Origin of the sequence: Actinomadura decatromicini, from assembly GCF_008121305.1 — a bacterium.
Taxonomy (GTDB): domain Bacteria; phylum Actinomycetota; class Actinomycetes; order Streptosporangiales; family Streptosporangiaceae; genus Spirillospora; species Spirillospora syzygii.
In genome coordinates, this window is record NZ_VSRQ01000012.1 from 97,374 (window position 1) to 114,802 (window position 17,429).

Genomic DNA, 17,429 nt, shown 5'->3' on the forward strand with positions numbered 1-17,429 from the left:
CGAGATGCATGCAGCTGTGGTGCGTGGCGGAGCTCGTCCTCCAAACAACCCGGACTTGTGTGAGCGTGACGTCAGGCGCGCCGATCAGGAGGCGAGCCGCATCAAGCAGTATCTGGACGCTGGTCGGATCCCGCCCGCCTACGAGGTGTATACCCGCGAGCAGGTTCTTTCGGGTGACTGGCTTGTGTGATCGAGGGCGCGTCCATCAGGGCGGCCGTCCCCGTGAGTGACGCCGTGGATCGCCGTGAGCATGGCGGCGGCGCGCCGGTGCCTCGGGGGCTGAGGGTTCTTGATACGGCCTCGTTGGTCGGGCTGGAGGCGCGGGCCTGGGGGCTTGGGCTCAGCCAGCGGCTGGACCCGGAATGGGTGCGGGCTACGGCGGCGCCCGACGGTGTCCATTACCTGTGGCCCGCCCTATGGCACGACCTGTCGCACCGTCCCGACGTCCCTCGCCATTTGCGGTGCGAGCTGCTGATCAGCCTGCGTGCGGGGGAGCGCCTGAAGAGTCTGCTGGACGTCCTGCCCGACGACTTCGCTCCGCTGCCGGTATTGGCTTCGCGCGAGGAGGTCATGGAGGCCGGCCGTCGCTGGGAGAACGCGACGAGCGTCAGGGAATGGCTAGAAGCCGAAGGCGTCCGAGGCGAAGCTTGACGTTCGCTGTCGGCTTTTGGTGGTTCGTGGTTCCTGGGGGCGTCCACCCTGCGGCGCCGGTTAGTGTCTCGGCGGTTGTGCGGGACACGTGCGAACCACTCAGCGAACTTTCTTGCGGTCATTCGCGCCACCTCCTTGACCTGACCGAACAGCTCGAGCTGTGTAGACGGAGCTTGCACGGTGGTAGGGGATAGGTGAACCAGTAAAGCGGCGCAGGATGGACCGGCCAGGAACCACGAACCGAACCCCATATTAGGCCACCGCATCAGGGCGGCGATCGGGTGTTCCTGGTGTGATTCAGGAGTTATGTGGGGCGGGGGACGCCGATGGGGTTGGGGAAGGGGATTTCTCCTGTTTCGGCTAGGGCGCGGGCGAACGGTTTGAGGAGTTCGAGGACGGTTTCGGGGGCGTCCAAGGTCAGGTAGGGCGGGGCGGCCAGGGCGTTTGTTCGGTTCTCTATTTCGGTGCGCAGGGTGCGGCCCTTTTGGGTGATGCCGTTCTCGTCCAGGAGGCCGCGGGTTTTCAGGGCGGCGATTCCGTTCGCCCATTCTTCGGCCGACCAGCCTCGGCTGTCTCGGATCCGGTCCGTGGGGACCAGGTCCATTGCGGACGCCAGGACGTTGGCTTCCAAGCCGTTCAAGCCCGCGGAGGTCAGGGCCGCTATGTGGCCGTCGCCTCGGTGTTCACGCAGGGTGGTCGCCAATTGCCAGAGGGCCTCGACCGGGTCCTCGGGGAGGGCTAGGTCGCGGTTGGCCGCGAACAGGACACGTCCGGCCGCGTCGGCTGTGTCCGCCACGGTGCGAAGGGGCGGTATGGCTTCCGGGGCGACGGCTTCAATCCCCGGGGCCACTCGGCGCAGCGCCTTCGCTGCGGTGGCGCTGCGCGTTCGGAGGATGTCGTCCGGGGACGCGAAACTCCATGCGTCAGGTATCGCGCGCCGGACGCGGGACGGGTGGAAACCGAAGAAGGACGCTTCGATCACACCGGCGGGGACGGGGCCGAGCGGCGCGCCACGGCTGCCGAAATAGCCCATCCAGAATCCCTTGAGGCCGATCTCCTTTGAGCCGTCCAGGCATTCCGGTGAGAAGTACGTGACGGCGTGAATCGGTTCGAGGACCATCCAGAAATCCCGTGCGACGGACGCGTCCACCCTGATTCCCCTCCCGGTAGGCATCCCCACGAACGCTAAGCGCCCGGACAACCCGGAGCAATCCCGGCTTCTCGTCCATCGCGGCGGGCGACCCGGTGATTACTTAACGTTGCAATGTATCCACGATGCGTGGCTCTAGGGGCGAGGATTCCGGATCTGGACGCGAAGAGTAGTTGATCATGCACGGTGGGTATGCGTCGGGCGGGCCGGATCAAGCCGGTCCGTCGACTCCCATGGAGGAACCTTGTTCCAGTTCTCTGCCCCGTTGCGGACGGCGAAGCGGCGCCTGCGGGCGCTCGCCGTGGCCGCGGTCGTCGCCCTGGTCATGCCGCTGACCGTGGGCGTCGCGCCGCCCGCCCGCGCCGACGAGGCGGCGTACTTCGTCTTCACCGACATCACCCGGGAGGAGGCCGTCCTCAAGCTCACCGACCCCGCCAAGATCCAGCACGCCCGCGACCTGGTCAACGGCGAGACCACCGACCGGCCGCACGTCATCGGCAGGATCCTCAAGCGCCAGGCCGACTACAACCCGCGCTGGAGTTTCCACTACAACCCTGACACGGTGGACTTCTTCGACGTCGCCATCGAGGTGTGCGACGCCACCATTCCCTATGTCGAAGAGCACCTCGACGAGGCGGGCGGCGCATTCCTGCCCGGACTGGTCTGGTGCCCCTGGACGTCCCGCCTGATCCGAGAAATCCCCGCGCCGTGACCTAGCGTCGCATCACGCCGGTGAAAAGGGCCGCCCCCGGAGCGAACCGCTCTGGGGGCGGCGGTCCGTTGCGGGGGCGGCGGTCAGGTTCGGTCTCAGACCTTGACCAGCTTGGAGTCGAGCGTCCAGAACCACTTGACCTTTCCGGTGCCGAGGAAGTGGCGCGGGACGCCGTCCCATTTGCACGTGTAGACCTTGTGGTTGGGCCAGTGGATCGTGCCGCGCCTTTCGTAGGCGTTGAAGATGTAGTTCTTGTAGAAGCGACCCACGCGAAGGGAGTAGTGGGCCTTCTTCGGCAAGTTCGCGCTAAAGGACTTGGTGACCGAGTGGGTCACTGTGACGTCACCGCCGATCGTGGCCACGATGATCGACGGCGAGATGCCGAACGACCCCTGGATGCTGGTGGCACGCTGCGCGGTCACGGTGATGTTGAGCTGCTGGTTGGGGCCATAGCCGGAGACCCGATACTCGGAGTTGTTCGGCCACTCTTGCGTGGTATTGATGAACTTCTTGTATTGGGACCACTTCTTGATCGTGCAGGGCGAGCCCTCGCCCCTGGCCTTTGCCTGCGTGGACGTTCCCGCCACGGTCGACGCGTTCTGCGCGCTCGGCTGGTCGTCGCCCTGGGCGGCGAGGATCGTCCCTCCGACGACCGTGGCGGTGGCGCCGACCGCCGCGATCGCGGCGAATTTCTTCATCATCCCTCTGTGCCCTTCGAATTCGCTGGTTCCTTGATCGAGCAATTGGAACGATATGAATTCGAGTTCCCCCGCCTCTAGGGTCCTAGGGCCCAACGTCCATCACCGGGGACCCCAAGGTCCGGCGATCCCGCAGAAGGAAAACCGCCCCGGGAGTGAACGCCTCCAGGGGCGGTGTTCCGTTTTCAGGCTTTGCGGCCCTTGGTCAGCCTGTAGTCGAGCGTCCAGAACTTCTTGGCGGTGCCGGTGCCGACGTAGTGGGGCGGCTTCTGGTCCCAGACGCAGCGGACGGCGGTCGGGGTGAAGAATCGAGTGGTACCGCGCTTCTCGTAGACGTTGAACACGTACACCTTGTGGACGGTGCCCGCGCGAAGGGTGTAATGCGCCTTCTTCTTCAGTTCCGCGGTGTAGGCGATGGTGGTCGAGAAGGTCTTCGTCACGTTGAACCCGACCGTGGCGCTGATCCCCTCGACCGAGACGCCGAACGTCCCGCTGACAGTATTGGCGACCTGTACCTGCTTGCTGAGTTGCAGCGTCGAGTGGGGGCCCCAGCCAGAGGCCCGCCAACCCGGCTGGTTCGGCCACGCCTTCTCCGTGCGGACGAATTTCTTGTACTTGGAGAATTTGCCCAACGAGCAGGGCTGGCCCGCACGGGCCTTCTTCTGCGTCGACGTCCCCGCCGCCACGACCGACGCGTTCCGTGGGGTCGGCTGGTCGCCGCCCTGCGCGAGTACGACCGTTCCTCCGGCCACCGCGGCGGCGCCCGTGACGCCGAGCACCGCGATCGTCGCCAAGTTCTTCCTCATTCGCCACACCTTTCGGAATGTGCTGTATTCGCTATTGAGCACTCCGAAGGCTACGAATTCGCGCTTCAGTGCAACCAGGGTCCTAGGGCCCCAACGGTCAATCGCCGAGGCCCTAACGAGATGATTATAAAGATCAGCTCCGCCAGTAGTTGCTTTTAGTTGGTGCGGCGGCGCACGACGTCTTTCGCGTATTCGGGGAGGGCGTCGGCGGCCAGCAGGCGCGGGAGCAGTTCGGGCTCATTGGTGAGGGCGCGGAACGCGACGGCCACCGTCACGTCGTGGTCCGGGCGGTGGACGATCTCGACCGGGTCGGCTGCGCGGATCTCGCCCGGCTCGATCACCCGCAGGTACGCGCCGGGACGCGCCTCCGCCGTGAACCTCTTGATCCAGCCCTTCTCCTCCAGCCAGCCCTGGAAGGTGGCGCAGGGAATGCGCGGCAGGCTCACCTCAAGGACGACCCGCGAACCGAGCCGCCACCGCTCGCCGATCAGGGCGCCGTTCACGTCGACCCCGGACGTGGTGAGGTTCTCGCCGAACACGCCGTTCGGCAGCGGACGGCCCAGCTCGCCCGCCCACACGTCGAGATCCTCCCGCGCGTAGGCGTAGACGGCCTGGTCGGGGCCGCCGTGGTTGCGCGTGTCGTACACGCGGTCTCCGGCGAGGCCCACCTCGCCCGTGTCCTCCGAGACCGGCGCGGTGACCATGACCGGGCCGTCGACCGGACGCTTGTCGATGCCCGTCAGGGCGGGCGCCTGCCAGTGGTTGGCGCGCGGCCTGCCCACGTTGACCGAAAGGAGCTTCACAGGGCGACGATACGGAGCCCTCCCGCCCCGCCGCGACCGATTATCCGGCGGGCTCCCGCACCGCGAATGCCGAATCTTGACCCGCGTCCGGGCGAGCGGCGTCCCCGACTTCTTGACGCAGGTCAGGGCCGGTGCGAGCGTGGAAATGATGGTGAAAGGGGGACCATCATGACGGAAATCAAGAGCATCGAGAAGCCGGACGAGCGCCGCGACTTCCCACGGGGGCACCTCGAAGTCCTCAACATGTCGGGTCTGGTCTTCGGACGCGCCACGTTCGAGCCCGGATGGCGCTGGACGGAATCGGTGAAGGACATCGCCGGCACCGAGCTCTGCGAAGTCCACCACAACGGCTACGTCGTCGAGGGACGGATGCGCGTCCGCATGCGCGACGGCTCGGAAGGCGAGGTCGGCCCCGGGGACGTGTTCGTCCTCCCGCCGGGCCACGACGCCTGGGTCGTCGGCGACGAACCGTGCGTGATGTTCGACTTCGCGGGCAACATCGGCGACTACGCGAAGGCCTAGCAAGCCGACCCGCACGCCGCCCGCCCCGTCCCCGATCAGACGGGACGGGACGGGCGAGCGTTAGCCTGACCCGGACGAAACTCCGCCGGAAAAGAGCCCCCCGAATGCCCGTCGAATACGAGTACGTGGGGCCTGCGGAGATCCTCGCCGCGGTGCGGCCCGGGAGCGAGGGAGCGCGGATCGCGTCGGGTGGCGACTTCGCCGCTTGGGTGGCGGCGCGGGGCGACGACGAGTTGGCGGAGCCGTTCACGTTCGTCGTCGGGCTGGACGGTGTGCTGCGGCTCGCGCCCCGGCGCAGCGAGCATGTCGCCTGCGCCGATGGCTGGCCGGTGCTGAGCGCCGGGGAGATCAGCTTCGTCCTGGACGACGGGCGCCCGCGTGTGGACGAGATCAGCAACCAGTCGACGGGCTACTGCCCCGACCCGGCCTCGTGGCCCGCCGTCGCCGACGCGCTCGACCGGGCGGGCCTGCCCCATCCGGGCCATTTCACCGACCCGATCATCTTCCGCCGCTGCCCCGAGTGCCGGGAACGCAACCTGGTCAAGGACGGCCACTTCTTCTGCGCGGTCTGCAGCGCCGAACTGCCGTCCACCTGGAACTTTAGACCTCAGAAGTAAGGTCGAATGCGCCCGCCCGCGGCCCGCGAAAACGTCGGCCCGTTTGGGGCGGCCGAAACGGTCCACGACTAACGCGGGGCCGACCGTAAGCAATGGTCCGCCGGGCACTGCCAAAGGAGGTCCGCGAGCGTGACCATCGTGTCGAATCCGTCGGGGAGCGAGCCGGTGCATCACGTTTCGCTGGAAGGCGGCCTCGCGGACGTGCGGGAGCGCGCCGTCCACCCATGCCAGGCCCTCGGGGCGAGCGGCCTCCGGAGCCCTGTTCCAGGACCCGATTACGCCGCCTTCAAGTCCGCTTTCGCCGATTCCGGCGTCGAACTAAGGCTGATCATCTCGGATCGGCTCTATAGCGCGACTCGCGGACCCGTTGGGACCGATCCACGGCGAGCACTGCGCGTCTTTTGGCGGGAGACCTCGCTCTCGCCTTCCCTTGGCCCAACGAACCCGAAGGTCAGGGCGTTCCCAATGCCGCCGCGACGGGCTTTCGGCGAATGGCGGAACTGGACAACGCAAACGGTTTACGATCAACTTTGTCCTGATGAAGGAGAGTCTCACGTGGCCGATGCGGCTGAGCTGCCCGGAGAGGCGTCCGCGGCGCGGCCCGCGCCCCTCGCGCCCGCCCGCGCGCCCGCCCGGACGCCCGCCGCGCCCGGCGCGCCCGCCCGCGCGCTCGCGTGCGCGGGCGACACCCTCTGCTGTTCGTGTCCCTAGCACAAGGACCGCCGGGGGATTGGCCGAATCCGGTTACGGTGAGCAAAACCTGTCTTGCACGTGGTGATGAGCCGGTTGACGATGACGTGAGAGTCTCAAAAGGGAAGGAGGTTCGCATGGTCGGTTCTTTGTAGCGAAACGGACACGCTCATAGATCGCCGGAGTCCGACGACTTCCCCCGCACGACCCGCCGACCCGTGAGAGCGGACACCATGACGAACGTCCTTCAGTCGATGTCGAGCAGCGAGTTCCTCGCCGGCATCGCAGCGATCGCCCCCAGGTTCGATACCGCGACCTACCCCCAGGAAAACCTCCCCGCCGACGACTGGACGCTCCTCACGCGAGCCGGTGTGCTGCTCCCGACGCTGCCGAGGGAGTACGGCGGCCGAGATAGCCATCAAGAAATGTGCCGGGTTGTAGAGACTCTGTCCGAATGGAACCTTCCGCTCGGCATGTACGTCACGGTCATCACGGGTGTGGCGTTGCGGCCCATCGCCCTCTGGGCGGGCGCCGAGGCCAAACGGGAGGTGCTGCCCCAGTACGCGGGCAGCGACCCCATGATCGCCGGATTCGCCTCGACCGAACCCGGCTGCGGCTCCGCCATGTCGGGCATGACCACCACGTTCGAGGAGGTCGACGGCGGCTACCGCATCCGCGGCCGCAAGCACTGGCAGGCGTTCAGCAGCAGCGCGCACTGGTGGCTGGTCAGCGCGAAGAGCGATCAGGGCGGCGAACGCGAGTACGGGTACTTCATCGTCAAGCGCAGCGAGGGGTTCCGCACCGTCCAGCCGTACGAGCCGCTCGGCCTCAAGGTCATCGACTACGGGCTGAACGAGATCGACGCGGTCGTCCCCGAGCACCGGCGGATCCGCGCGGACGGCCGCAACCTGCGTCCCATGGTCGAGATGCTCATGGCGTCGCGGGCGATGATGGCGGCGATGGGCTGCGGGTTCCTGCGCCGCATCAGCCGCGAGGCGCACGCGTACGCCGACCGCCGCCGGATCGGGCCGGGACCGCTGTCGGCGATCCGCTTCGCCCGGTACCGGCTGACGGCGATCGACACGTCCTACGCCGTCTGCCAGGCGCTCAACCACTACCTCCAGACCGCGCTGGACATGAAGACCGACATGATCGGCGCGTTCCCGGCCGTCCAGGCGATCAAGACCGTCGCGACCGAGCGGATGCTCAGCGCCGCGGAGCACTACCAGCAGCTCGTCGGCGGCGAGGGCTACCGCTGCGAGTCGCCCACGAACATCTCCGCGCAGGCGTTCCTCGACGCCCGCGTCTACACGATCTTCGACGGCACCAACGACCTGCTCAGCCAGCAGCTCGCCGAGTACTGCCTCGCCCGGACGCCCGGACGCCCGCTGAGCGAGTACCTGGCGAACTGGGCGCTGACCGCGCCCGCCGTCGCCGCGCACCGCCTCGACCTGCGCTTCCTCGACCGCGAGCTGAGGCAGGAGCACCTCGTCCTCGCCGGTCGCGCGATCGCCTACACGTTCGCGATCAGCCAGGTCATGCGGTGGGCCGCGGAGACGGGGGCGGACGTCGACCGGGCCCGCGCGGCGATGGAGTTCCTCAAGGCGGACATCGCCGGCGTCGAGACGGAGTTCGGCCTGCTCGCCGCGGGCGTGCTCGACGTGAAGGACGGCGTCCCCGCGTCGCCGGACGACCCGCCGTTCTCACGTTCCATCCCGCTGCCCGCGGACGCGGCGCGGCGCTAGGGAAGCAGTTCCTCGCGGCGGCGGATCATCTGGACGAGATCCGCCGCCCTTTCCTTGATCAGGTGCAGCCCGGGGTGGCCCCACGGGCGCGGCTCGCTGTCGACGATGCAGATCGTCCCGAGCGTGGTGCCCGTGTGGTCGATGAGCGGGGCGCCGACGTAGGTGCGGATGCCGAGCTTGTCGACGACCGGGTTCCCGGCGAACCTCGGGTAGTCGCACACGTCGTCCAGGACGAGGGCCTTGCGCCGCACCACCACGTGCGGGCAGTAGCCGTGGTCGAGCGGCACCTCCCGGCCGAGCTGGACGGCGCCGCCCGGGTCGGCGCCGGGCGCGGGCGGGGCGTACAGCCCGGCGAGGAACTGCCGGTCGGTGACGAAGTTGACCATCGCGAACGGGGCGTGGTCGGCGTCGGCGAGCCGCCGCGCGGCCTCGGCCAGCTCGCGGGCGAAGGCGTCGAACTCGGGGTCGGGCGCCTGCCCGAGGCCGAGCTCGCGCAGCCGCGTCACCCGCTGCGGGACTTCGCGGTCGTCGGGGGTGAGCAGGTGGCCGGGCGGCTCGAACAGCGGGTCGTGGATCACGGGGCATCTCCCTGTGCGGCGGGGACGGCGGTGTCGGCGGCGGCGGGATCGGCGGCGGCGGATTCAGAGGGGTCGGCGGCTTCGGACGGGACGGCGGCTTCGGACGGGACGGGGGCTTCGGACGGGACGGCGCTCAGCAGGTGCCGGATCAGCGCCTGGAGCACGGAGATCGCGGACCGGCGGTCGCGCGCGTCGCACAGCACGATCGGCACCCGCTGGTCGAGTTCGAGCGCGGCCCGGACCTCGTCGGGCTCGTAGCGGAACGCGCCGTCGAACTCGTTGACCGCGACGAGGAAGCGCAGCCCCCGGCTCTCGAAGAAGTCGACGGCCTCGAAGCACGCCTCAAGGCGGCGGGTGTCGGCCAGCACCACGGCGCCGAGCGCGCCCGCGGACAGCTCGTCCCACAGGAACCAGAACCGCTCCTGGCCCGGCGTCCCGAACAGGTAGAGGACGATCCCGTGCAGGCTGATCGTGATCCGGCCGAAGTCGAGCGCGACGGTGGTCGTGGACTTCTGCTCGACGCCGCCGAGGTCGTCGATGCCGACGCTCGCCGTCGTGATGAGCTCCTCGGTGCTGAGCGGCTCGATCTCGCTGGCCGCGCCGACGAACGTCGTCTTCCCCACGCCGAAGCCGCCGGCGATCAGGATCTTGACCTGAGTGGGGAACACCTCAGGCTCGTTGTAGGCCATCGAGCAGCTTCTCCAATAGGTCTCGGTCGGTGAGTTCCGCCGCGGGCCGCGGCGCTTGGCTGGTCATCGCCCGGCAGCTCACCAGGTCGGCGAGGAGCACCTTCGTGACCGCCACGGGAAGCCCCAGGTACGCCGACACCTCGGCGACGGAGGTGGGAGCGCGGCAGAGGTCGAGCGCCTTCTCGTGCTCGAGGTCGAGGCCGGCGGGACGCGGCCCGGTCGCCACGACTAAGGACAGCAGGTCGAGCCGGACGGCCGGCCGGGTGCGCCCCGCGATCACCGCGTACGGGCGCACCAGCCGTCCGGCGTCGTCGTCGAGCCAGAGCTCGTCGCCGGTGGTCATGACGTCCGGTCGGCCCGGCCGGTCGCGGCGGCCGGGCGGGCCGCGGTGTCCAGGAAGGGCCGGACGGACTTGATCAACCGGGCCATCTCGAAGCCGACGACGGCGGGATCGGCGTCCGACCGCGCGAGCACCGCCAGCACCGAGTTGAACCCGGCCCACGCGATGAAGAGCTGGCTCTCCCTCAGCTCCGCGACCACCTGGCGGACGTCGTTGCTGCCGTCGAACTTCGTGCCCGCGCTGCGCGCGATGGAGAACAGCCCGGACGCGAGCGCCGCGAACTGCTCCGCGGTGGCGCGGTCGAAGCCGTCCGATGCCTTCAGCATGCCGTCCGACGACAGCAGCACGCTGCCCCGGATGACCGGAACCTCCTCGCCTAGCCCCCGCAACAGCCAAGCAAGATCCTGGGACTGGTTCGGGGAGACAGCACTCAATGGACGCTCCTTCATGGCTTGTGGTGTTCCGTCAACCCGTCGTGCCGGCGTCGTCGTCGGCACCGTCACTCTCCTGGGCTCCGCGGACACCTCGCTTGAAGGCGGCCATCAGCCCGGGGTTGTGCTCGATCTCCTGATCGTCCTGCTGTGGCGCGGGCGGGTTGTGCAGCTCTGGGGCGAGGCTCGCCTGCGCCTGGCGGCGCGGCAGCTCGGGGCGCGCGCCGGTCGGCGCCTGCGGGGCCGCGCCCGCCCCGGCGGCGGGACGGTCCGGCCTGCCGAGCCGCTCGGGCCGCGCGGGCGGCGCGGGGCGTTCGGGGCGCGGCGGCTCGGTCGCGAGGGGGCCGCGCCCGCCGGGGGCGGACGCGCGCGGGACGGGCGGCGCCGCCGCGCCGTTGCGCTCGCGGCCCTGGTCGTCGACGTCCAGCAGCGAACCGGCGAGGGACGCGGTCGGCGGCGGCGCGGACAGCGGCGCGCCCGCGGCGGCGGGGACGGCCCCGGCCGTGGCGGGCGCCCGCCGCTCGGACTCGTCCGCCTCGGCGCCGACCAGCTCGTTCGGCACGACGACGACGGCCTGCGTCCCGCCGTAGAGGTTGCCCTGCAACTGGACGCGGACGCCGTGCCGCCGGGCCAGCGCGGAGACGACGAGGAGGCCGATGCGGCCCTCCTGCAGCAGCTCGCTGGAGTCGACGTCGGCGGAGTCGGCGAGCAGCTCGTTCAGGCGCCGCCGCTCCTCCGGGGGGATGCCGAGGCCGCGGTCCTCGACCTCGACGGCGAGGCCGGCGGCGACCGGCCCGACGCGGATGAGCACCTGCGTCTGCGGCGGCGCGAACCGGGTGGCGTTCTCGATCAGCTCGGCGAGCAGGTGGACGATGTCGGCGACGGCGCCGCCGTGCAGCGTCCCCTCGACCGGCGGGACGACCTTGACGCGGTTGTAGTGCTCGACCTCGGCGATCGCGGAGCGCAGCACCTCGTAGACGGTGACCGGCCTGCTCCACTGGCGGCGGGACGCGGCGCCGCCGATCACCGCGAGGCTCTCGGCCTGGCGGCGCATGCGGGTGCTGAGGTGGTCGACCTTGAACAGTCCCTTGAGGAGGTCGGGGTCTTCCACCTGGTTCTCCAGCTCGTCGAGGCCCTTGATGGTGCGGTGGGCGAGCGACTGCATCCGGCGGGCGAGGTTGACGAACACGTCGACGCGCTGGTCGGCGTGCGCCCCGGACACGTTGCCCGCCGTGTCGAGGACGGCGTTCCACGCCTCGCCCTGCGCCTTGCGCAGCTCGTGCGCGAGCCGCAGGAAGGGGTCGCCGGTGTCGACGGCGGGCGTGTCGTCGATGTGCGGCGCGATCGCCTCGCCGGACTTGACGCGCTCGGTCAGCTCGCGCAGCCCGTGCCTGCCGCGGGCGATCAGCAGCCACAGCTCGCCGAGCCGCCGCTGCACGTCCTCGCGCTCGCGGACGGACAGCAGGGCGTGCTGCCGGTGCGCCCTGCGCGTCGCGACGTCCGCCGAGTACGCGGCGGCGCCGAGGGCGATCACGATGCCCGCCGCGGCGGCGATGAGGACGAGCTGCGTGGTGCGGCTGACGGTGACGGTGTCGGAGGTGTAGAGGACGGCCACCGCGACGAGCCCGAGCGCCGCGACCGCGGCCGCCGGGAGGACGGAGATGCACAGGTGGAGGCCGCGCATGCTGCTCTCGCGGCGTGCCCCGCCGCCCTCGCGGTGCGTTCCGCGGGACGGGGTCCCGCCGTGTCGCCGGACGTCCCGGCGCTCGGCACCGGCAGCAGTTTCGGAAAAGTCAGGCATCGGCGTCCTCGGTGCGATCGACGACGGGCACATTTGCTGAGGAATGCATACGCGGCAGGTACAGTCCGTATCCAGGCTGACACAGGGTTCGATCGTGTAAGTACAGATCGCCGAAATTGGGGATAAACAGGCGCTCTCCCGCGTCCGCTGTCCATCTACGCCCAATTTGTCCGAAAATTATGACGGTCTTGTCCTAAATGTGGGAGCTTCTCGGCGGCGTCAGCGGGCCGCCGGGGCGAGGACGGCGAACGTCCCGCGCGCCTGGTCGCCGCCCGGCGGGCTCCACGCCGCCTCGACCCGTCCGAGGGCGTCGGCCGGGGTCGCGCCGCTCGGCGGCAGCGCGCGGGTGAGCTTGATCGTCAACGGGCCGTGCGGATCGGTCTCCACGTGGATGTCGGTGCCGTCCGGGGTGTTCGCGACCTTCGCCAGGCTGACCAAGGTCAGGGCGGCCTCTCCCGTGTAATGGCTGGTCACGGACGTTTCCCGGGTGTCGCTCCTCGTCTGGTGCTGCGGTTCGGCGCGGCCCTGGAGGAGGGCGAGCAGCTCACCGGCGAGGACGGGGTCGTGCGCTCCGTCGTAGACCCAGCGGCGTCCGAGCACGCCGTGCTCCGTCGTGCCGACGAGCCCGTCGGCGGCCCCGTCCAGCGGCGCGCCGCGGTAGCTCAGCGGGACGTGGTACGACACCGGACGGCCGCCCGACGTGTCCGTGACCACCATGAACTCCATCCCGACCTCGCCGTCCGGGTCGTCGAGGCGGAAGCCACCGGCCCTGCTCAGCTCGGGCGCGCCCGCATTCTTCGTGTACCACTGCTGCGCGGGGAGCCATGCGGCGAGGAGTTCCAACTTGCCGGGGGACAACGTGGTCTCGTGGATGACGGCCATGGGCCGAACCTATCGGCCGCGTGCAATTCTCGACACCGGCGGCCCCCCATCGCTGTCGCCTCTCGTCCTGGACACGGCCGTGATAGGGAGAAGGATCAATTCGTGACCTCCAACACATCCCCCGCCGAACCAGCCGAACCAGCCGAGCCCGCCGAGCCGACCGCCGCCGGAGCCAGCCGGAGATCGTTCCTGTCCCTGTCGGCGGCGGCGACCGCCGTCACCGCGGCCGCGGCCGGGACGGGCGTCGCGCTGACCGCCGCCCCCGCGTCCGCCGCCGGACCCGGCCCCGGCTGGCCGAAGGGCCCCGGCAAGCCCGTCGAAGACCAGCCGCCGGACGCCGAGCTGCGCGCCCTCCTGCGCGAGATCGACCCGGACCGCGTCGAGGCGAACATCCGGAAGCTGGTCGGGTTCGGCACGCGGCACACGCTCTCCGTCCAGGACGATCCGGAGCGCGGCATCGGCGCGGCCCGCGACTGGATCCTCGCCGAGATGAACCGCTACGCGGAGGCGTCCGGCGGACGGATGAAGGCCGAACTCCAGTCGTACGTCCAGGAGCCCGCGACGCGCATTCCCGTCCCGACGCGGATCACGAACGTGGTCGCGACGCTGCGCGGGTCGGCGTCCCCTGACCGGATCTACGTGGTGTCCGGCCACTACGACTCGCGGGTCACCGACGTCATGGACGCCACCTCGTTCGCGCCCGGTGCGAACGACGACGCGTCCGGCGTGGCGGTCGTCATGGAGCTGGCCAGGGTGATGGCGAAGCGCCGTCCCGAGGCGACCCTCGTGTTCACCGCGGTCGCGGGGGAGGAGCAGGGCCTCTACGGGTCGCGGCACCAGGCGAAGCTGTACCGGGAGGCCAAGGCCGACGTGCAGGCCATGTTCACCAACGACATCGTCGGGAGCAGCACGGCGGACGACGGCGCCCGCGACCCGCGCTCCCTGCGGCTGTTCGCGGAGGGCGTCCCGACCGCCGAGACGCCGCAGCAGGGCGAGACGCGGCGCTCGGTCGGCGGCGAGAACGACTCGCCCGCCCGGCAGCTCGCGCGGTTCGTGGCGTCGGTCGCCGGGCCGCGCGTCACCGCCATGAACGTCCGGACGATCTACCGCCGCGACCGCTACCTGCGCGGCGGCGACCACATCGGCTACCTGGAGCAGAACTACCCGGCCGCCCGCTTCACCGAGCCGAACGAGAACTTCGACCACCAGCACCAGGACGTCCGCGTCGAGAACGGCAAGCAGTACGGCGACCTTCCTGAGTTCTGCGACTTCGACTTCGTCGCGCGGGTCGCGAAGGTGAACGCCGCCGCGCTGTGGTCGCTGGCCCAGGCGCCGGGGACGCCGAAGAACGTCCGCGTCCTGACCGCGCGGCTCACCAACGACACCGACCTGGCCTGGGAGCGCGGCCCCGAACCCGACCTCGCCGGGTACGAGGTCGTCTGGCGGGAGACCACCAGCCCCGACTGGACGCACGTCATCCCCGTCGGGGACGTCACCGGCGTCACGATCGACCTGTCGAAGGACAACGTGTTCTTCGGCGTCCGCGCCGTCGACCGGGACGGGCACCGCAGCCCCGTCGCCTTCCCCGTCCCCGGGTAGCGCTAGCCCAGGTGGGACGCGAAGCCGTCGTGGAGGCGCTCCAGGCCGAACTCGAAGAGGTCCTCGTAGGAGAAGTCGAAGGCGTCCATGGGCAGCTCGGCCATGGTGGGGAACGCGCCGCTGTTCAGGGCCTCCACCAGGGTCGGCTCCTGGGCGCGCCAGAACTCCTCGTTGCTGACGCCCGTGCGCGCCTCCGCGCGGCGCTCGTTGATGTACCGGCGCGCGACGCCCTCCACGAAGTCGTTCTGCGCGCTGATCATCATCATCAGCGTCCGGTCGGGGACGCCGCTCGGGCGTAGCAGGGCGAGGAGCCGGTCCAGGCCGCGCAGCCCGTTCGGGCCGAGCAGCGGACGGCTCTGGTCGACGAACGGGTACCAGGGGTGGTCGAGGCACAGCCGCCAGTGGTGGCGGGCCCCGGCGGCGAAGATCTCGCGCCAGCCCGACGCCTCCCCGGCGGTGAACTCGGCGACCTCGCTGACGTGGTCGAGCATGAGGTCGAGCAGCTCGCTCTTGCCGGGGACGTAGCGGTACAGCGTCATCGTCCCGACGCCGAGGCGGTCGGCGATGATCCGCATGGACAGCGCGTCGAGCCCCTCCTTGGCGCCCAGCTCGTCGGCGACCTCGACGGCGGCGGCGACGATCCGGTCGAGGGTGAGGCCGGGCGGGCGGCCGCGCGGCGGGCGGGCCCGGTCGCCCCACAGCAGCTTGAGGCTCCGTCCGAGGTCGCGGTCCGCGCCGTTCTCCGTCGTCATCGTCCGTCCTGCCCGTTCCCGTGCGCTCCCCAGCGGGCCGCGCCTGTCTCGACGCTACAACCCTCCCCGGCAGGCCGCCGACCGCACTTCGGGTATGGTGTACGCTAATTTGCGTATGGCATACCCGAAGTGGAGGCGGTCATGCCGGAGAACGCGATCCTCGCCACGGGGGTCCGCAAGAACTACGGGACGAAGAAGGCCCTCGACGGCCTCGACCTGGCCGTGCCCGCGGGCATGGTCTACGGCCTGCTCGGGCCCAACGGCGCGGGGAAGACGACGGCCGTGCGCATCCTGAGCACGCTCGTCCGGCTGGACGGCGGGCGCGCGGAGGTCGCCGGGATCGACGTCGCCGCCCGGCCCCGCCAGGTCCGGCGGCGGATCGGGCTCGCCGGGCAGCACGCCGCGCTCGACGAGGTCCTCACCGGGCGGCAGAACCTGCGCATGTTCGGCCGCCTGTTCCACCTCGGCAAGCGCCGCGCGGCGGCCCGCGCCGACGAGCTGCTGGAGCGGTTCGACCTGGTGGAGGCCGCCGACAAGGGGATCAAGGAGTACAGCGGTGGGATGCGCCGCAGGCTCGACCTCGCGGCCAGCATGATCCTCGCGCCGGACGTCCTGTTCCTGGACGAGCCGACCACCGGCCTCGACCCGCGCGGCCGGAACGAGGTGTGGGACGCCGTCCGCTCCCTCGTCGCGCAGGGCACGACCGTCCTGCTGACGACGCAGTACCTGGACGAGGCCGACCAGCTCGCCGGGCGGATCGCCGTCCTCGACAAGGGCCGGGTCATCGCCGACGGCCCGCCCGAGTCGCTCAAGCGGCTCATCGGCGGCGACCGGATCGAGGTCGTGGTGCGCGACCCGGCGAGCCTCGCCGCGACGGCCGCCGTCGTCGCGCGGGTCGCGTCCGCCGAGCCGCGGATCGAGGAGGTGGCGGGCCGCGTGCACGCGCCGGTGTCCGACCGGGTCGCCGCGCTGACCGAGGTCGCCCGCACGCTCCAGGACGACGGCGTCGCCGTGGAGGACATCGGGCTCCGCCGCCCCACCCTGGACGAGGTGTTCCTCCAGCTCACCGGCCACAAGACCGACGAGAAGGAAGAGGTGCGCGCGTGACTTCGCAGCCGAACGCCGCCGAGGAGACCGTGGCCGCCCGGCTCTACTGGGCCGCCGCCGACTGCTGGACGATCGTCCTACGCGGCCTGACGCACTACGTCCGGCAGCCGTCCAACCTGGCCTGGCAGCTCGGCTTCCCGATCGTGTCCGTGCTGCTGTTCGGGTACGTGTTCGGCAGCGCGATGTCGGTGCCGGGCGGCGGCGACTACCGCGAGTTCCTCATGCCGGGCATGTTCGGGATGACCATGGCGATGGGGTTCATGAACACCGCGTACGTCGTCGTCTACGACAGCGCGCGCGGGGTCACCGACAGGTTCCGGTCGATGCCGATGTCGCCGTCCGCCGTCGTCACCGGGCGCGGCGTCGGCGACCTGATCGGCGCGAGCCTCGACCTGGTCGTGCTGGGGCTGACCGCGCTCGCGGTCGGCTGGCGATCCAGCGGCGGGGTGCTCGACACGCTCGCCGCGTTCGGCCTGCTCCTGCTGCTGCGCTTCGCGCTGATCTGGATCGGCGTGCTGCTCGGCCTGCTGGTGCCGAACGAGGAGGCGGCCGGGAGCCTGTTCGCGGTCGCGTTCCCGTTCGCGATGATCTCCAGCGCGTTCGTGGCGCCGTCCCTCATGCCGGACTGGCTCGGCGCGGTGGCGCGGTGGAACCCGGTGTCCTCGACGGTGACGGCGTCCCGCGAGCTGTTCGGGAACCCGGCGGCGGTCGGCGGCACGTGGGTCGAGCAGCACGCCCTGCTGATGTCGGTCGTCTGGCCGATCGTGATCACGGCGGTGTTCCTGCCGCTGGCCGTCCGGCGCTACCAGCGCCTGAGCCGCTGACCCGGCGGGCGTGACGGCCGGGCCCGGTGTGC

19 protein-coding genes and 1 pseudogene are annotated in these 17,429 nt (G+C 70.4%); 9 read left to right on the plus strand and 11 right to left on the minus strand.

Annotated elements, in window-relative coordinates:
* The first annotated feature begins 186 nt into the window (after positions 1-186).
* Positions 187-651, plus strand: a complete 465-nt coding sequence (locus FXF68_RS39190; protein ID WP_222870305.1) for a hypothetical protein — start codon at positions 187-189, stop codon at positions 649-651.
* 304 nt (positions 652-955) lie between these two features.
* On the opposite strand, the gene FXF68_RS39195 is transcribed toward FXF68_RS39190, so the two are convergent.
* The gene (locus FXF68_RS39195; RefSeq protein WP_148767890.1) at positions 956-1,801 is read right to left on the minus strand and encodes an SCO6745 family protein; all 846 of its coding nucleotides are present in this window, start codon (positions 1,799-1,801) and stop codon (positions 956-958) included.
* Between the two features lie 244 nt (positions 1,802-2,045).
* On the opposite strand from FXF68_RS39195, the gene FXF68_RS39200 reads away from it, so the two are divergent.
* Positions 2,046-2,513, plus strand: a complete 468-nt coding sequence (locus FXF68_RS39200; protein WP_246179192.1) for a BP74-related protein — start codon at positions 2,046-2,048, stop codon at positions 2,511-2,513.
* A 95-nt stretch (positions 2,514-2,608) separates the two neighbouring features.
* Here FXF68_RS39200 and FXF68_RS39205 read toward each other — a convergent pair whose 3' ends face one another.
* The 3 genes from FXF68_RS39205 to FXF68_RS39215 all read right to left on the minus strand — a co-directional run bounded on the left by FXF68_RS39205 (position 2,609) and on the right by FXF68_RS39215 (position 4,820).
* On the minus strand, positions 2,609-3,211 hold the full coding sequence (locus FXF68_RS39205) for a hypothetical protein (RefSeq protein WP_187438342.1): 603 nt from the start codon (positions 3,209-3,211) through the stop codon (positions 2,609-2,611).
* A gap of 185 nt (positions 3,212-3,396) precedes the next feature.
* Complete coding sequence (locus tag FXF68_RS39210) at positions 3,397-4,017, minus strand: hypothetical protein (protein WP_148767892.1); 621 nt, start codon at positions 4,015-4,017, stop codon at positions 3,397-3,399.
* A 155-nt stretch (positions 4,018-4,172) separates the two neighbouring features.
* Positions 4,173-4,820 (minus strand): MOSC domain-containing protein, encoded by a 648-nt coding sequence (locus tag FXF68_RS39215; protein WP_148767893.1) that lies wholly within the window; start codon positions 4,818-4,820, stop codon positions 4,173-4,175.
* A 168-nt stretch (positions 4,821-4,988) separates the two neighbouring features.
* Here FXF68_RS39215 and FXF68_RS39220 point away from each other — a divergent pair, with 168 nt between their 5' ends.
* From FXF68_RS39220 to FXF68_RS39230, 4 genes are all read left to right on the plus strand, one after another.
* On the plus strand, positions 4,989-5,342 hold the full coding sequence (locus tag FXF68_RS39220) for a cupin domain-containing protein (protein WP_148354312.1): 354 nt from the start codon (positions 4,989-4,991) through the stop codon (positions 5,340-5,342).
* 104 nt (positions 5,343-5,446) lie between these two features.
* The gene (locus tag FXF68_RS39225; RefSeq protein WP_148767894.1) at positions 5,447-5,959 is read left to right on the plus strand and encodes a hypothetical protein; all 513 of its coding nucleotides are present in this window, start codon (positions 5,447-5,449) and stop codon (positions 5,957-5,959) included.
* Positions 5,960-6,514: 555 nt separating this feature from the next.
* The gene (locus tag FXF68_RS42850; RefSeq protein WP_187438343.1) at positions 6,515-6,670 is read left to right on the plus strand and encodes a hypothetical protein; all 156 of its coding nucleotides are present in this window, start codon (positions 6,515-6,517) and stop codon (positions 6,668-6,670) included.
* A 212-nt stretch (positions 6,671-6,882) separates the two neighbouring features.
* Positions 6,883-8,394: an acyl-CoA dehydrogenase family protein gene (locus tag FXF68_RS39230; protein WP_148767895.1), complete on the plus strand. Its 1,512-nt coding sequence runs from the start codon at positions 6,883-6,885 to the stop codon at positions 8,392-8,394.
* Here FXF68_RS39230 and FXF68_RS39235 read toward each other — a convergent pair.
* The 6 genes and pseudogenes from FXF68_RS39235 to FXF68_RS39260 form a co-directional block, all read right to left on the minus strand.
* Positions 8,391-8,972 (minus strand): GAF domain-containing protein, encoded by a 582-nt coding sequence (locus FXF68_RS39235; RefSeq protein WP_246179193.1) that lies wholly within the window; start codon positions 8,970-8,972, stop codon positions 8,391-8,393. The genes FXF68_RS39230 and FXF68_RS39235 overlap by 4 nt on opposite strands.
* Before the next feature lie 128 nt (positions 8,973-9,100).
* Positions 9,101-9,661: pseudogene (locus FXF68_RS39240) on the minus strand (GTP-binding protein); the annotation flags it as partial.
* Positions 9,642-10,004 carry a DUF742 domain-containing protein gene (locus FXF68_RS39245; RefSeq protein WP_067888749.1) on the minus strand — a complete coding sequence of 121 codons (363 nt, stop codon included), beginning with the start codon at positions 10,002-10,004 and terminating at the stop codon, positions 9,642-9,644. The pseudogene FXF68_RS39240 and the gene FXF68_RS39245, both read right to left, overlap by 20 nt.
* Positions 10,001-10,435 carry a roadblock/LC7 domain-containing protein gene (locus FXF68_RS39250; protein ID WP_222870306.1) on the minus strand — a complete coding sequence of 145 codons (435 nt, stop codon included), beginning with the start codon at positions 10,433-10,435 and terminating at the stop codon, positions 10,001-10,003. Before FXF68_RS39250 ends, FXF68_RS39245 begins: the two co-directional genes overlap by 4 nt.
* 31 nt (positions 10,436-10,466) lie before the next feature.
* Positions 10,467-12,116, minus strand: a complete 1,650-nt coding sequence (locus FXF68_RS39255) for a sensor histidine kinase (protein WP_246179194.1) — start codon at positions 12,114-12,116, stop codon at positions 10,467-10,469.
* Positions 12,117-12,452: 336 nt separating this feature from the next.
* Positions 12,453-13,115 (minus strand): maltokinase N-terminal cap-like domain-containing protein, encoded by a 663-nt coding sequence (locus tag FXF68_RS39260; RefSeq protein WP_148767899.1) that lies wholly within the window; start codon positions 13,113-13,115, stop codon positions 12,453-12,455.
* A 102-nt stretch (positions 13,116-13,217) separates the two neighbouring features.
* On the opposite strand from FXF68_RS39260, the gene FXF68_RS39265 reads away from it, so the two are divergent.
* Entirely contained in the window at positions 13,218-14,714 is a 1,497-nt protein-coding gene (locus tag FXF68_RS39265; RefSeq protein WP_148767900.1) for a M28 family peptidase, read from the plus strand.
* Positions 14,715-14,716: 2 nt separating this feature from the next.
* Here FXF68_RS39265 and FXF68_RS39270 read toward each other — a convergent pair whose 3' ends face one another.
* On the minus strand, positions 14,717-15,466 hold the full coding sequence (locus FXF68_RS39270) for a TetR/AcrR family transcriptional regulator (protein WP_148767901.1): 750 nt from the start codon (positions 15,464-15,466) through the stop codon (positions 14,717-14,719).
* Positions 15,467-15,607: 141 nt separating this feature from the next.
* Here FXF68_RS39270 and FXF68_RS39275 point away from each other — a divergent pair, with 141 nt between their 5' ends.
* Together FXF68_RS39275 and FXF68_RS39280 are read left to right on the plus strand one after the other, a co-directional pair.
* Entirely contained in the window at positions 15,608-16,573 is a 966-nt protein-coding gene (locus FXF68_RS39275) for an ATP-binding cassette domain-containing protein (protein WP_148767902.1), read from the plus strand.
* A complete protein-coding gene (locus FXF68_RS39280; RefSeq protein ID WP_148767903.1) occupies positions 16,570-17,397 on the plus strand; it encodes an ABC transporter permease in 828 nt (275 codons plus the stop codon). The genes FXF68_RS39275 and FXF68_RS39280 overlap by 4 nt, the downstream gene beginning before the upstream one ends.
* The last annotated feature ends 32 nt before the right edge of the window (positions 17,398-17,429 follow it).

What these genes read in the sequence shown, in the direction of transcription:
- FXF68_RS39255 (WP_246179194.1), bottom strand. Translation starts at nt 12,116, where the DNA reads ATGCGCGGCCTCCACCTGTGCATCTCCGTCCTCCCGGCGGCCGCGGTC.
- FXF68_RS39230 (WP_148767895.1), top strand. Translation starts at nt 6,883, where the DNA reads ATGACGAACGTCCTTCAGTCGATGTCGAGCAGCGAGTTCCTCGCCGGC.
- FXF68_RS39270 (WP_148767901.1), bottom strand. Translation starts at nt 15,466, where the DNA reads ATGACGACGGAGAACGGCGCGGACCGCGACCTCGGACGGAGCCTCAAG.
- FXF68_RS39220 (WP_148354312.1), top strand. Translation starts at nt 4,989, where the DNA reads ATGACGGAAATCAAGAGCATCGAGAAGCCGGACGAGCGCCGCGACTTC.
- FXF68_RS39225 (WP_148767894.1), top strand. Translation starts at nt 5,447, where the DNA reads ATGCCCGTCGAATACGAGTACGTGGGGCCTGCGGAGATCCTCGCCGCG.
- FXF68_RS39275 (WP_148767902.1), top strand. Translation starts at nt 15,608, where the DNA reads ATGCCGGAGAACGCGATCCTCGCCACGGGGGTCCGCAAGAACTACGGG.
- FXF68_RS39210 (WP_148767892.1), bottom strand. Translation starts at nt 4,017, where the DNA reads ATGAGGAAGAACTTGGCGACGATCGCGGTGCTCGGCGTCACGGGCGCC.
- FXF68_RS39260 (WP_148767899.1), bottom strand. Translation starts at nt 13,115, where the DNA reads ATGGCCGTCATCCACGAGACCACGTTGTCCCCCGGCAAGTTGGAACTC.
- FXF68_RS39245 (WP_067888749.1), bottom strand. Translation starts at nt 10,004, where the DNA reads ATGACCACCGGCGACGAGCTCTGGCTCGACGACGACGCCGGACGGCTG.
- FXF68_RS39205 (WP_187438342.1), bottom strand. Translation starts at nt 3,211, where the DNA reads ATGAAGAAATTCGCCGCGATCGCGGCGGTCGGCGCCACCGCCACGGTC.